General features: G+C 73.4%; 13 protein-coding genes. 9 read left to right on the top strand and 4 right to left on the bottom strand.

The features are described 5' to 3' along the window. Positions 1-39 precede the first annotated feature (39 nt). Complete coding sequence (locus ACR9E3_RS14465) at positions 40-567, bottom strand: NUDIX domain-containing protein (RefSeq protein WP_460380986.1); 528 nt, start codon at positions 565-567, stop codon at positions 40-42. A 97-nt stretch (positions 568-664) separates the two neighbouring features. On the opposite strand from ACR9E3_RS14465, the gene atpF reads away from it, so the two are divergent. The 8 genes from atpF (at position 665) to ACR9E3_RS14425 (ending at position 8,767) form a co-directional block, all read left to right on the top strand. After that, positions 665-1,186, top strand: a complete 522-nt coding sequence (gene atpF, locus ACR9E3_RS14460) for a F0F1 ATP synthase subunit B (RefSeq protein WP_460380985.1) — start codon at positions 665-667, stop codon at positions 1,184-1,186. 22 nt (positions 1,187-1,208) lie between these two features. Continuing rightward, positions 1,209-1,868: an endonuclease NucS gene (gene nucS / locus ACR9E3_RS14455; RefSeq protein WP_460380984.1), complete on the top strand. Its 660-nt coding sequence runs from the start codon at positions 1,209-1,211 to the stop codon at positions 1,866-1,868. Between the two features lie 7 nt (positions 1,869-1,875). Further along, complete coding sequence (locus ACR9E3_RS14450) at positions 1,876-2,340, top strand: HIT family protein (protein WP_460380983.1); 465 nt, start codon at positions 1,876-1,878, stop codon at positions 2,338-2,340. A gap of 98 nt (positions 2,341-2,438) precedes the next feature. Continuing rightward, positions 2,439-3,953: an aldehyde dehydrogenase family protein gene (locus tag ACR9E3_RS14445; RefSeq protein ID WP_460380982.1), complete on the top strand. Its 1,515-nt coding sequence runs from the start codon at positions 2,439-2,441 to the stop codon at positions 3,951-3,953. Between the two features lie 63 nt (positions 3,954-4,016). After that, positions 4,017-5,153: an MBL fold metallo-hydrolase gene (locus ACR9E3_RS14440; protein WP_460380981.1), complete on the top strand. Its 1,137-nt coding sequence runs from the start codon at positions 4,017-4,019 to the stop codon at positions 5,151-5,153. Next, positions 5,150-6,598: a DHA2 family efflux MFS transporter permease subunit gene (locus ACR9E3_RS14435; protein WP_460380980.1), complete on the top strand. Its 1,449-nt coding sequence runs from the start codon at positions 5,150-5,152 to the stop codon at positions 6,596-6,598. Before ACR9E3_RS14440 ends, ACR9E3_RS14435 begins: the two co-directional genes overlap by 4 nt. Before the next feature lie 96 nt (positions 6,599-6,694). Then, entirely contained in the window at positions 6,695-8,479 is a 1,785-nt protein-coding gene (locus ACR9E3_RS14430; protein WP_460380979.1) for a 3-hydroxyacyl-CoA dehydrogenase family protein, read from the top strand. A gap of 15 nt (positions 8,480-8,494) precedes the next feature. Further along, entirely contained in the window at positions 8,495-8,767 is a 273-nt protein-coding gene (locus ACR9E3_RS14425; protein WP_460380978.1) for a hypothetical protein, read from the top strand. A 20-nt stretch (positions 8,768-8,787) separates the two neighbouring features. Here ACR9E3_RS14425 and ACR9E3_RS14420 read toward each other — a convergent pair whose 3' ends face one another. The 3 genes from ACR9E3_RS14420 to mce all read right to left on the bottom strand — a co-directional run bounded on the left by ACR9E3_RS14420 (position 8,788) and on the right by mce (position 11,907). Beyond that, positions 8,788-9,906, bottom strand: a complete 1,119-nt coding sequence (locus tag ACR9E3_RS14420) for a DivIVA domain-containing protein (RefSeq protein WP_460380977.1) — start codon at positions 9,904-9,906, stop codon at positions 8,788-8,790. 122 nt (positions 9,907-10,028) lie between these two features. Beyond that, positions 10,029-11,360, bottom strand: coding sequence for a crotonyl-CoA carboxylase/reductase (ccrA, locus tag ACR9E3_RS14415; RefSeq protein WP_460380976.1), 1,332 nt, complete (start codon positions 11,358-11,360; stop codon positions 10,029-10,031). A gap of 85 nt (positions 11,361-11,445) precedes the next feature. After that, positions 11,446-11,907, bottom strand: coding sequence for a methylmalonyl-CoA epimerase (gene mce, locus ACR9E3_RS14410; protein WP_460380975.1), 462 nt, complete (start codon positions 11,905-11,907; stop codon positions 11,446-11,448). A 106-nt stretch (positions 11,908-12,013) separates the two neighbouring features. On the opposite strand from mce, the gene meaB reads away from it, so the two are divergent. Continuing rightward, positions 12,014-12,967, top strand: a complete 954-nt coding sequence (gene meaB, locus ACR9E3_RS14405) for a methylmalonyl Co-A mutase-associated GTPase MeaB (RefSeq protein WP_460380974.1) — start codon at positions 12,014-12,016, stop codon at positions 12,965-12,967. Positions 12,968-12,996 lie beyond the last annotated feature (29 nt).

The following is a 12,996-nucleotide window of genomic DNA, read 5'->3' as shown; positions in this document are numbered from 1 at the left end:
CACTGTGCCCGTTCCCCTGTGCCCGTTCCCCTGTGCCCGTCAGTCGCCCCGGAGCATCAACAGGGCGTAGGCGGCGAGGGTCTGCGCGTCGGTGATCTCGCCGCCGCGGGCGCGGGCCTCGAACTCCGCCCGCGACACCCAGGCGAAGCGCATGTCGGCCTCGGTCTCCTCGCGGTCGGGCTCGCCGGCCGTGAGGTCGGTGGCCAGGAACGCGCGGCCCCGCTGGGAGGACAGGCCGGGGGCGACGTCGAGCAGGCCGAGGTAGGTGAACGCGCCCGCCCGCAGGCCCGTCTCCTCCCGGAGCTCGCGGGCCGCCAGCTCCTCGGGCGGCATCTCGGCGCGGTCGGGCGCGGTGCCCTGGGGGAACTCCCAGCGCCGCAGCCCGAGCGGGTAGCGGAACTGCTCGACCATGGCGAGGTGGTCGTCCTGGAGGGCCAGGACCAGCGCGTAGTCGGGCTTGTCGACCACGCCGTAGATCCCCTCGGTGCCGTCGGGGCGGCGGATCGCGTCCTCGCGGACGGTCATCCAGGGGTTCGCGTAGACCTGCCGGCTCGCGCTCGTCTCCACGGCCAGCAGATCGTGCCCGATCATCATCAGTGCCGGGTTGCTAGGGTGAGCCCGCACGAGCGCAGTGACGGGCACCGACGGGAGAGCGCGCCGCCATATGAGCACGATTATCGCCGAGATCGTCGGAATCCTGATCATCGGCTACCTGCTGTACCGCTACGTGCTGCCGCCGCTGCGCACGATGACGCAGAACCGCGAGGAGCAGATCCGCCAGCAGGTGGAGGACTCCAAGGCCGCCCGCGAGCGCCTCGAGGCCGCGCAGCAGAAGTACGCGCAGGCCATCAAGGACGCCGAGCACGACGCCTCCCGCATCCGCGACGACGCCCGCGCCGACGCCGACCGGATCATCGAGGAGATCCGGCAGAAGGCCGAGGAGGAGGCGGAGCGCACCCGCCGCCGCGGCGAGGAGGCCCTCGAGAACGCGCGCCTCCAGGTCATCCGCGAGCTGAAGTCCGAGCTCGGCAGCCACTCCGTCGCGCTCTCGGACCGACTCGTGAAGTCCGAGCTCGGCAGCGACGAGGCCAAGCACCAGTCGGTGGACACGTTCCTCGACGAGCTCGAGCGCTCGGCGAACCTGTCGTCCAGCGCGCCGTCGGGCACCCCCACCAACCGGTCCTGACGCCTCCCGCCAGACTGTCCGCGTGCGACTCGTCATCGCCCGCTGCACCGTCGACTACGACGGTCGCCTGACCGCGCACCTGCCGAGCGCGCTGCGCCTGCTGCTGGTGAAGGCCGACGGATCCGTCAGCGTCCACGCCGACGACCGCGCCTACAAGCCGCTGAACTGGATGAGCCCGCCGTGCTGGCTCACCGAGGCCCCCGGCGTCTGGACGGTGCGCAACAAGGCCGACGAGACGCTGACGATCACCCTCGAGGAGATCCAGCACGACTCGTCCCACGAGCTGGGCCTCGACCCGGGTCTGGTCAAGGACGGCGTCGAGGCGCACCTGCAGCAGCTGCTCGCCCAGCACGTCACGACGCTCGGGGACGGCTGGACCCTGGTGCGCCGCGAGTACCCGACCGCGATCGGCCCGGTCGACCTGCTCTGCCGCGACGCCGAGGGCGCCTCGGTGGCCGTGGAGATCAAGCGCCGCGGCGAGATCGACGGCGTCGAGCAGCTGACCCGCTACCTCGAGCTGCTCAACCGCGACCCGCTGCTGACGCCGGTGGCCGGGGTGTTCGCGGCACAGCAGATCAAGCCGCAGGCCCGGACGCTGGCCACCGACCGGGGCATCCGGTGCGTGACGCTCGACTACGACGCCCTGCGCGGCGCCGAGGTCGACGAGTTCCGGCTGTTCTGATGTGGCCGTGAGGTGGACCCGGCGCCCGGCACGCGGTGATGGCGTCCCCGCCGAGATCGACGGCGAGTGCGTCTTCTGCCGCATCGTCGACGGTCGCGCCGAGGCCAGCACCGTCGCGTCGACCGAGCGGTGTGTCGCGTTCCTCGACCTGCAGCCGGTCACGCCCGGCCACGTGCTCGTCGTGCCCCGGTCCCACGCGGCCTCGCTCGCCGAGGTCGACGACGCCGACGGGGCCGCGGTCTGGTCGCTCGCGCGCCGGGTGGCGCAGGGGCTGCGCGACGCGGGGCTCGCCGACGGCGTGAACCTCCTGCTGGCCGACGGGGCGGTGGCCTGGCAGACGGTGTGGCACGTGCACCTGCACGTCATCGCCCGGCGCGCCGGCGACGGTCTGCGTCTGCACGCCGACTGGACCCGCCCGGACCGCGCGGGTCTCGATGCGACCGCCGACCGCATCCGCGCGCATCTCGAGTGATCGAAGTACCGATACGGACGCTGAGTGTCTGCGACGGCACTTCGCTGACAACCTCGTGGCAGTCGCGCCTGACCGCTACTCATGGGTAGATTCCGGGCATGACGAGCACCCGCGACGCGGTGTCGGTGCCCGCGGCCTCGGCGCAGGAGACGTTCGACTCCCTCGACCCCCGGTCCGGCGAGGTGATCGCGTCCTATCCGCGGCACACGCCCGAGCAGGTCGAGGCGACGGTCGCCCGGGCGCGGCGCGCGGCGCGGTGGTGGGCCGACCTCGGGTTCGACGGCCGCGCCCGCAAGCTCGCGGCGTGGCGCCAGCTGATCGACCGCCGGCGCGAGGAGCTCGCCGCGGTGGTCAGTCGCGAGACCGGCAAGCCGATGGACGACGCGCGGATCGAGGGGATCCTCGCGCTCGACCACCTGCACTGGGCCGCGACGCACGCGGAGAAGGTGCTCGGGCCGCGCAACGCCGCCGCCGGCCTGCTGATGATCAACCACAAGGCCACTGTCGAGTACCCGCCGCTGGGTGTCATCGGGGTGCTTGGGCCGTGGAACTACCCGGTGTTCACGCCGATGGGCTCGATCGTCTACGCCCTGTCGGCCGGCAACACCGTGGTGTTCAAGCCCAGCGAGCTCACCCCCGGCGTCGGGAAGTGGCTCGTCGACAGCTTCGCCGAGGCGGTCGGTGACGGCGGCGACCAGGTGTTCCAGCTCGTCACCGGGGAGGGCGAGACGGGCGCGGCGCTGTGCCGGGCCGGGGTCGACAAGGTCGCGTTCACCGGCTCGACGGCCACCGCGAAGAAGGTCATGGCCACGTGCGCCGAGCGCCTGACACCGGTGCTCGTCGAGTGCGGCGGCAAGGACGCGCTGCTCGTGGACGCCGACGCCGACCTCGACGACGCGGCGGCGGCCGTGGTGTGGGGCGCCATGTCCAACGCCGGCCAGACCTGCGTCGGCGTCGAGCGCGTCTACGTCGTCGACGAGGTCGCCGAGGACCTGCTCGACCGGATCGCGCGCCGCGCCGCGACCGTCGCGCCGGGCGGGGCCGCGGACTCCCAGTACGGGCCGATCACGATGCCCTCGCAGCTCGGGATCATCTCCGGCCAGATCGACGACGCGCTCGCCCGGGGCGGGCGCGCCGTGGTGGGCGGCCGCGACTCGGTGCGCGCGCCCTACGTCGAGCCCGTCGTGCTCGCCGACGTGCCGGAGGACTCCACGGCCGTCACCGACGAGACCTTCGGCCCGACCGTCGTGGTCAACCGCGTCCGCGACATCGACGAGGCCGTGGAACGCGCCAACGCTTCGCGCTACGGGCTCGGGGCCTCGGTGTTCGCGACGAAGCGCGGCCACGACGTCGCACGCCGCCTGCGCGCCGGGATGGTGTCGGTCAACGGCGTCATCGCCTTCGCCGGCATCCCGTCGCTGCCCTTCGGCGGCGTCGGCGACTCCGGCTTCGGGCGCATCCACGGCGTCGACGGGCTGCGCGAGTTCACGCGCCCGCTCGCGATCTCCGAGCGCCGGTTCCGCAGCGTCAACATCATGACGTTCGATCGCCCGGGCTGGATCGTGAAGATTCTCGCCGGGCTGGTCAGCGTGCTCTACGGTCGGAGGCGCTGATCACCTGACGCGCGGTCCCTGCGGGGGAGGCCGGCCGGCGGCGTCCCCGGCGAGAGGACCGCCATGCCCCTCGGTGACACCGTCCGGGTCGACGACCGGACGCTCCTGGTGACCGGCCAGGAGCTCGACGTCGCCCACGAGCAGCCCGACGTCGGGAACGCGCTCGTGCACCGGACCGGCGAGTACCTGGTGCTCGTCGACACCGGCGTCACCACGGCCTTCCGGGACGCCGTGCGCCGTGCCGTCGACCAGGTCGGGCCGTGGTCGCGGCTGCTGCTGATCACCACCCACGGGCACACCGACCACGTCGGCAACAACGACCTCGTCGACGAGCTCGCCGCCGAGCGCGGGGTGACCGCCGAGCACTGGGTCCCGGCCCGCGACGTCGAGCAGATGTGCGACCCGGTCTCCTACTGGGAGCGCGCGTTCGACCGCCTCGCCGGCGTCGCCCCGATGCCCGCGCCCCCGGAGCTGTCGGCGAAGAAGGTCGTGTCGCTGTTCCAGCCGCTGCACCCGTTCGGGGCGACGACGCGGGTCCTCGAGGAGCGCCCGCTCGAACGCCTGTCGCTGGGCCCGGCGCGGATGACGGGGTGGTCGTTCGCCGACGGCGCGGTCCGGGTGCTGCGCAGCCAGGGGCACTGTGCCGGCCACGTGATCGTCCACCTGCGGGACGCCGGTCTCGTCCACCTCGGGGACGAGGTCAACGGCCCGTGCGGCGCGATGCGCGACGCCGACCAGCTCAAGCTGGCGACGGTGTTCGGCGCGGTGGCCACGGCGGCGGCCGACGGCGCGGTCTCGGTGATCACCGAGGGCCACGACGACACCGTCCGGCGGGGGGCCGACGCGGTCGCGCACCTCGACGGCATCCTCGACCAGGTCGTGGCGCTGCAGGAGGCCGCCCTGGAGATCACGCGCGGGCACGACACCGTGGCCCCCGGCGAGTTCACGACCGACCTCGGCCGCCGGGTCGCCGAGCTGGGCGGCGGCGGCCCGAACCCGAACCCCGTGTTCAGCGGGATGATGGCGGTCAACATGCTCGGCGAGCTCGGGCTGCGGCCGGCGGGCGGTCGCACCGACGAGCCGTGGTCCCGCCCGTCGCTGGCGGACCCGGAGCCCGTGTCCGGCATGCCGCACGGTGTCGCGCTGCTGCCCGCGGCCGCAGCGATGGTCGGCTGGAAGCTGCGCGGGCGCGACAGGTGAGCGCGCCCGGCGGGGACCCGAAGCGATGGCTCGTGCTGGTCGCCATGACCGGCTCGCTCTCCATGATCATGCTGGACCAGACGGTGGTGTCGGTGGCGCTGCCGACCATGGGCCGGGAGCTGGCGCTGTCCCCGGGCGCGCAGCAGTGGGTGGTCAACGCCTACGTCCTGGCCCTCGCCGCCCTGGTCGCCCTCGGGGGCAAGGCCGCGGACCTGCTCGGTCCGCGACGCGCGTTCCGGTCCGGGGTGACCCTGTTCTTCCTCGCGTCCGTCGGCTGCGGGCTCGCCCCGGCGGGCCCCCTGGGCGAGGCGACGATCATCGCCTTCCGCACCCTGCAGGGCGCGGGGGCGGCGCTGATGGTGCCCGTCTCGGCGGCGATCGTCATCGCGGCGTTCGGGCCCAGCGAGCGCGGACGCGCGATGGCGATCTTCGCGGGCATCAGCCAGGTCTTCGTGGCGCTCGGCCCGCTGATCGGCGGGCTGCTCACCGAGTACGTGTCGTGGCGCGCGGTGTTCTTCCTCAACGTGCCGGTCGGGCTCGCGACGCTCGTGCTCGTCGCGATCGCGCCCGTCCCCGCCGCACGGGTCCCGGGCACCCGCGTGCGGCCCCTCGACGTGCTGCTCGTGGTGGCGGGCCTGGCGGCGACGACGTTCGCCATCCAGGCCGCCAGCACGGTCGGCCCGACCCCGGGGGTGATGGCCCTGCTGGTCGCCGGCGTCGCGGCCACGGCCTGGTTCGTCGTCCGGCAGGTCCGCAGCCCGGACCCGCTCATCCACGTGCGGCTGTTCACCGACCGGGGCTTCACGGGCGCGGCCGCCGTCATGGGGTTCGTCCAGTTCGGGCTGCTCGGGCTCGTGCTCTACAGCTCGATCTACCTGCAGGAGCTGCTCGACTTCGGGCCGATGCAGGCCGGGCTCGCGGTGCTGCCGCTGATCCTGCCGCTGACCCTGGCCGCCCAGGTCGGCGGCCGGTGGTTCGACCGGGCCGGCGTGCGGGGCCCGGTGCTCACGGGCCTCGCGCTCTGCGCGGTCGGCACGGTGGTCTGGCTGCTCACCCTGCCCGGCCTGGACTACGCGGCCCAGACCCCGGGGATGGCCCTGGTCGGCGTCGGTCTGGGGCTCACGCTGTCGCCGACGAACACCGACGCGCTCGCGCGGGTGGCGAACGCCGAGCGCACCCAGGCCTCCGGGGTGGTCCAGACGGTCCGGCAGCTCGGCGGCACGCTCGGCATCGCCGTCATCGGCGCGGTGGTGATCGCGGCGGACGGGGAGCAGCCGGGCCGGACCGCCGCCCCGGCCGGGATCGCCGCGGGGTTCGGGGTCGCGGCGGGAGCGTTCGTCCTCGCGGCGCTGGTCGGGGCCGCGCTCCTGTCCCGCCGGGCGCCGCGCCCTACCGGAACGGTCAAGTTACCCGCTGGTACGAACCCCTCCGTCGGGCCCGGGTGAGACGCCGCCCTCCATGGCAGGATCGCGCCCCGGGGCAGGTGAGAGCGTGTCCCGTGCAGCGGTACTGACAACGGTCGTCGGCAGGAAGGTCTCGACGTGGCGCGCGAATTCGCCCGGGTCGGAGTGGTCGGTCTCGGCACGATGGGAGCCGGGATCGTCGAGGTGTTCGCCCGCGGCGGCATCGAGGTCGTCGCGGTGGAGGTCGACGAGGCGTCGGCCACCAAGGGCCGCGAGACGCTCGAGGCGTCGACCCAGCGGGCCGTCGACCGCTCGAAGCTCGCCGCCGACGACCGCGAGGCCCTGCTCGGCCGCGTGCGCGTCAGCACCAACCTCGACGACCTCGGCGACGTCGACCTCGTGGTCGAGGCCGTCCCCGAGCGCCTCGAGCTCAAGGCCGACGTGTTCTCCAAGCTCGACAAGGTGTGCGGCCCGGAGACGATCTTCGCGTCGAACACCTCGTCGCTGTCGATCACGGAGCTCTCGGTGCGCACCGAGCGCCCGCACCAGGTCGTCGGCATGCACTTCTTCAACCCGGCGCCGGTCCAGGCGCTCGTCGAGGTCGTGCGCACCGTCGTCACCGACCCCGAGGTGCTCTCCGACGTCACCGGCCTCGCCGTCCAGCTCGGCAAGAGCCCGGTGGTGTGCGGCGACCGCGCCGGCTTCATCGCCAACAACCTGCTCTTCACCTACCTCAACCAGGCCGTCGGGATGTTCGAGTCCCACTACGCCGGGCGCGAGGACCTCGACGCGGCCATGCGCTTCGGCTGCGGCTACCCGATGGGCCCGCTGGCCCTCATGGACCTCATCGGGCTCGACACCGCCTACGAGATCCTCGACACGATGTACCGGCAGTCGCGCAACCAGCGCCACGCGCCGGCCCCCGTCCTCAAGCAGATGATCACCGCGGGGCTGCTGGGCCGGAAGTCCGGGCGCGGCTTCTACACCTACGCGGCGCCGGGCTCGCCCGAGGTCGTCGCCGACTCCCTCACACCGCCGCCCCCGGGGCAGGAGGCCGGCGACCAGCGCACCGTCGCCACGGTCGGCGTCGTCGGCACCGGCACGATGGCCACGGGCATCGCCGAGGTGTTCGCCAAGTCCGGCTACGACGTGATCGTGCGGGCGCGCACCGAGGCCAAGGGCGAGGGCGTCGTCGCCGGCATCCGCAAGTCGCTGGAGAAGGCCGTCGTCAAGGGCAAGCTCTCCGAGCAGGCCCGGGACGAGACGCTCGCCCGCGTCCGTCCGACGACGACGTTCGACGACCTCGCGGGCTGCGACCTGGTCGTCGAGGCCGTCGCCGAGGACCTCGAGGTCAAGCAGGCCGTGTTCGGCGCGCTCGACGACGTCGTCAAGCCCGGCGCGATCCTCGCGACCACGACCTCGTCGCTGCCGGTCGTCGAGTGCGCCGCCGCCACCCAGCGCCCCGACGACGTCGTCGGCATGCACTTCTTCAACCCCGCCTCGGTGATGAAGCTGGTCGAGATCGTCAGCCCGATCACCACCGCGCCGGACGTGACGTCGACGGTGCGGGCGGTGACGGCGAAGGTCGGCAAGCACCCGGTGCTCTGCGGCGACCGCGCGGGCTTCATCGTCAACGCGCTGCTCTTCCCGTACCTCAACGACGCGACGGCGATGCTCGAGGCGAACTACGCCACCGCCGACGACATCGACTCGGCGATGAAGAACGGCTGCGGGCTCCCGATGGGGCCGTTCGCGCTGCTCGACGTCGTCGGCCTCGACGTGTCGCTCGCGATCGAGCGCTCGCTCTACCAGGAGTTCCGGGTCCCCGGCTTCGCCCCGGCGCCGCTGCTGGAGCACCTGGTGACCGCTGGGCGTCTCGGCCGCAAGACCGGCCAGGGCTTCCGGGACTACCAGAAGAAGTAGGCCTGTTCCCCGGTCATGGCTGCCCGCCGGTCCCGCCGCCCTCCTCGCCCCGACCCCGTCCCCCCGCCGCTGCGGGGCGGCTGGCTGCGCGAGGAGGGCGGCTGGGTCGTGCGCTCGATCAGCGGGTCGGCGGCGACGAAGACCTACGTCTGCCCCGGGTGCCACCAGGACATCCCGCCGGGGACGCCGCACGTGGTCGCGTGGGACGCCGAGCTCGACACCGGGGACGGCGACACCGAGCGCCGGCACTGGCACACCGGCTGCTGGCGCCGGGAGCGCCGCTCCTAGCGACCCCGTCGTCCCCGCGGTCAGCGACTCGTCGTCGCGCTCCGCTGCTCGGGCGCGGCGGCACCACCCAGGTCGCCGTCGTCCTCCTGGGCCCGCGACTCGCCGTTGGGGGAGGGCCGGGCACCGGCGGCGGGCGGGTCGGGCAGCACCGGCCCGGCGGGGGCGTCCTCGTCGGGGAACGCGTCGACGGTGGGCAGCGCCCCGAGCGCCGAGCGCAGCGTGGCGAGCTGCTGGCCGACGCGGTCGCGCAGGCGGCGCATCTCGGCGACCTCGGCGTCCGCCTCGCGCAGCCGGCGCCGGGCCTCGTCGGAGGCGTCCTTGACGTACTTCTCCGCACGCTCCTTCGACGCCTGCTCGTCGGCCTCGAGCTGGCGCATGGCCTCGCGCCGGCGGGCCGCCATGGCGACGGTGAAGTCGTTCTCGACCTGGTCGCGGCGCTCGCGGCCCTCCGTGTCGAGACGGTCGCGCTCGTGCTCGGCGTCCTGGCGCAGGCGTGTGACGTCGGCGCGGGCGGAGTCCATCACCCCGCGGTGCTCGTCCTCCATCGCGCGGCGACGGCGGTCGTTGTCGGCCAGGCCCTCGTTGTAGCGGCCCCGCGCCTCCTCGGCCTCGGCCTCGGCGCGCTCGTGGATCTCGCGGGCCTGGCGGTGCGCCTCGTCGACCGTGGCGCGGGCCTGCTCGTCGCCGTGCTCGGCGGTCCGGCGGGCGTGGTCGTCGGCCTCGGCGATCTTGGCGCGGGCGTGCTCGTCGGCCTGGTTGGCGGTGCGCCGGGCGTAGTCGTCGGCCTCCTCGCGCACGCGGCGGGCGGCCTCGCCGGCCTCCTCGCGCATCGAGCGCGTCTCGTCCTGGGCGAGCCGCAGCATGCGCTGGAGGCGTTCGGAGAGCCCCTCCATGGTGTCCGGCGGCGCCGAGAGCCGGTCGACCTGGGCGCGGAGGTCCTCCACGTGCGCGCGGTGGTGGTCGAGGGCGCGCGCGAGCTCGGTCGCCTGCGACACGGCGGCGTCGCGGTCCGCCGTGAGGATGCGCAGGTCGGCCTCGACGCGGTCGAGGTGCTCCTCGACCTGACCGCGGTCGTACCCGCGGCGCACGACGTCGAAGCCGGTCCCCAGCGGCAACAGTTCGTGCTCGTCAGAGGCCATGAGCCTCACGGTACCGGCGCGACGGGGACGGCATCACGGACGGGTGACCGACACGCGGCCACCCGTCCGGACGACACGCCGGGGGAGACGTAGCGAAGCGGAGCTCGACCCGTGTGCGTCCGCTAGACGCCACGGAAGCGGTTGATGCCCTCGAGGTGCTGCTGGCGCTTCTCGGTGTTGGTGACCCCGAGGCCCTCCTCGGGCGCCAGCCCGAGGACGCCGACCTTGCCCTGGTGGCTGTTGTGGTGGACGTCGTTGGCGGCCTCGCCGGTCTCGTGCAGCGGGTAGACCCGCGAGACCGTCGGGTGGATCGCGCCCTGGGCCACCAGGCGGTTCGCCAGGTAGGCCTCCTTGTAGTTCGCGAAGTGCGATCCGATGATCCGCTTGAGGTTCATCCACAGGTAGCGGTTGTCGTACTGGTGCATGAACCCGGAGGTCGACGCGCAGGTCACGATCGTCCCGCCGCGCTTGGCGACGTAGACGCTCGCGCCGAAGGTCTCGCGGCCGGGGTGCTCGAAGACGATGTCGGGGTCGTCGCCGCCGGTCAGCTCACGGATCCGCTGCCCGAACCGTTTCCACTCGCGGGGGTCCTGGGTCTCGGGGTCGGACCAGAACTTGTAGCCCTCGGCGGAGCGGTCGATGATCAGGTCGGCGCCCATCTTGCGGCAGATCTCGGCCTTCTCGGGGCTGGAGACCACGCACACCGGGGTGGCGCCGCCGTTGAGCGCGAACTGGGTGGCGTAGGAGCCCAGCCCGCCCGAGGCGCCCCAGATGAGCACGACGTCGCCCTGGGTCATGTTCGCGCCGTGCGGGCTGACCAGCTGGCGGTAGGCCGTGGAGTTGACCAGCCCGGGGGAGGCGGCCTCCTCCCAGGTCAGGTGGTCGGGCTTGGGCATGAGCTGGTTGGTCTTGACCAGCGCCAGCTCGGCGAGCCCGCCGAAGTTGGTCTCGAAGCCCCAGATGCGCTGCTCGGGGTCCATCATCGTGTCGTCGTGCCCGGCGGGGGCCTCGAGCTCGACCGACAGGCAGTGCGCGACGACCTTGTCGCCGGGCTTCCACATCTGGACGCCCTCGCCGGTCTTGAGCACGACGCCGGCGAGGTCGGAGCCGACCACGTGGTAGGGCAGGTCGTGGCGCTTGGCCAGCGGCGAGATCTTCCCGTAGCGCCGCAGGAAGCTGAACGTGGAGACCGGCTCGAAGATCGAGGTCCACACGGTGTTGTAGTTGATGGCGCTGGCCATGACGGCCACCAGCGCCTCACCGGGGGCGACCTCCGGGGTGGGGACGTCGTCGAGGTGCAGCGACTTGCGGGGGTCCTTCTCCCGCGAGGCCATCCCCTCGAACATGTCGGCCTCGTCGGCGTGGACGGTGATGCCTCGATACGACTCCGGGACCGGGATTCCGTTCAGGGCGGCGGTGTCGTCGGCGAGGATGGCGTCGCGGATGTCCTGCACGTTCTTGCCTCCGGGTGTGGTGCGGTGGCGCGAGGCTACCGACCGGTAACAGTCCTGGGGACCGGGGTGTGAGCGGGTCGGCCCTTCAGTGGTCGGTGGCCGGCTCGACGAGCTCGACCAGCACGCCGCCGGCGTCCTTCGGGTGCACGAAGTTGACGCGCGAGTCCGCCGTGCCCCGCCGGGGGGCGTCGTAGAGCAGGCGCAGGCCCTTCTCGCGCAGGGTCGCCGTGCTCTTCTCGATGTCGGTCACCCGGTAGGCCACCTGCTGGAGGCCGGGGCCGTTGCGGTCGATGAACGTGGCGATCGTCGACGACTCGTCGAGCGGCGCCAGCAGCTGCACCGCGGGGCCGGCGTCGTCACCGGGTGCGTGCAGCATCGCCTCCCGCACGCCCTGCTCGTCGTTCGTCTCCTGGTGGGTGGCCACCAGGCCGAGGTTCTCGGCGTACCAGGCGATGGCCGCGTCGAGGTCGGGTACGGCGATCCCCACGTGGTCGATCGTGGTGATGCCGCTGTCGGCCAGGCGCTCGGTTGCCCCGTCGGATGCCATGGCGGGCAGGGTAACCATCTGAATCGAAGTGTCCGCTCCGTGACGCAGCGCACGCTCGATTTACCAAGCACGGGCGGCGGGGCCGGCATCGGTAGCCTGCCGCGCCGTGGAGGACCTGGAGCGGCTGGTCGCCGACGCCCGCGAGGGCGTGCCCCGCGCGGTGGGCAAGCTCGTCTCGCTGGTGGAGGACGGGAGCCCGCGCCTGCGCGAGCTCGCCGCGGCGCTGGCCCCGCACACCGGCCACGCCCGGGTCGTGGGGCTCACCGGCTCGCCCGGCGTCGGCAAGTCGACGACGACGTCGGCGCTGGTCACGGCGCTGCGCGCCGACGGGAGGCGGGTCGGCGTGCTCGCCGTCGACCCCAGCTCGCCCTTCTCCGGCGGTGCCCTGCTCGGCGACCGGGTGCGGATGAGCGAGCACGCGACCGACCCGGGCGTGTTCATCCGGTCGATGGCCACCCGCGGGCACCTCGGGGGCCTCGCGGCCGCCACCCCGCAGGCGCTGCGGGTGCTCGACGCGGCCGGGTGCGACGTGGTCCTGGTCGAGACGGTCGGGGTGGGCCAGTCGGAGGTCGAGGTCGTCGCCCTGGCTGACACGACGGTCGTGCTCCTGGCCCCCGGGATGGGTGACGGGGTGCAGGCGGCCAAGGCGGGGATCCTCGAGGTCGCCGACGTCTTCGCCGTCAACAAGGCCGACCGGGACGGCGCCGACGCCACCGTGCGCGAGCTGCAGCACATGATGTCGCTCAACCGGGTGGAGAAGGGCCCGTCGTGGCGCGTGCCGGTCGTGCGCACCGTGGCGTCGTCCGGGCAGGGGATCGGCGACCTCGTCGCCGCGCTCGACGACCACCACACCTGGATGGCCGACCACGACCGCCTCGCCGAGGGCCCCCGCCGCCGCGCCCGCGCCGAGATCGAGGCGATCGCCCTGGCCGACCTGCGCGCCCGCATCCGGTCCCTCGCCGGCTCGACCGCCCTCGACGCCCTGGCCGAGCGCGTCGTCGACGGCGCGCTGGACCCCTTCGCCGCCGCCGACGAGGTCGTCGCCTCGGTGCGGGGCTGACCTGTCTGTCGCAGCGAACGCCCTATCGG

This window comes from Actinomycetospora sp. C-140 (assembly GCF_054796175.1).
Note: the sequence above shows the minus strand (reverse complement) of the source record. Positions and strands in the feature narration are given on the sequence as shown.

What these genes read in the sequence shown, in the direction of transcription:
- atpF (WP_460380985.1), top strand. Translation starts at nt 665, where the DNA reads ATGAGCACGATTATCGCCGAGATCGTCGGAATCCTGATCATCGGCTAC.
- ACR9E3_RS14445 (WP_460380982.1), top strand. Translation starts at nt 2,439, where the DNA reads ATGACGAGCACCCGCGACGCGGTGTCGGTGCCCGCGGCCTCGGCGCAG.
- ACR9E3_RS14440 (WP_460380981.1), top strand. Translation starts at nt 4,017, where the DNA reads ATGCCCCTCGGTGACACCGTCCGGGTCGACGACCGGACGCTCCTGGTG.
- ACR9E3_RS14425 (WP_460380978.1), top strand. Translation starts at nt 8,495, where the DNA reads ATGGCTGCCCGCCGGTCCCGCCGCCCTCCTCGCCCCGACCCCGTCCCC.
- ACR9E3_RS14420 (WP_460380977.1), bottom strand. Translation starts at nt 9,906, where the DNA reads ATGGCCTCTGACGAGCACGAACTGTTGCCGCTGGGGACCGGCTTCGAC.
- mce (WP_460380975.1), bottom strand. Translation starts at nt 11,907, where the DNA reads ATGGCATCCGACGGGGCAACCGAGCGCCTGGCCGACAGCGGCATCACC.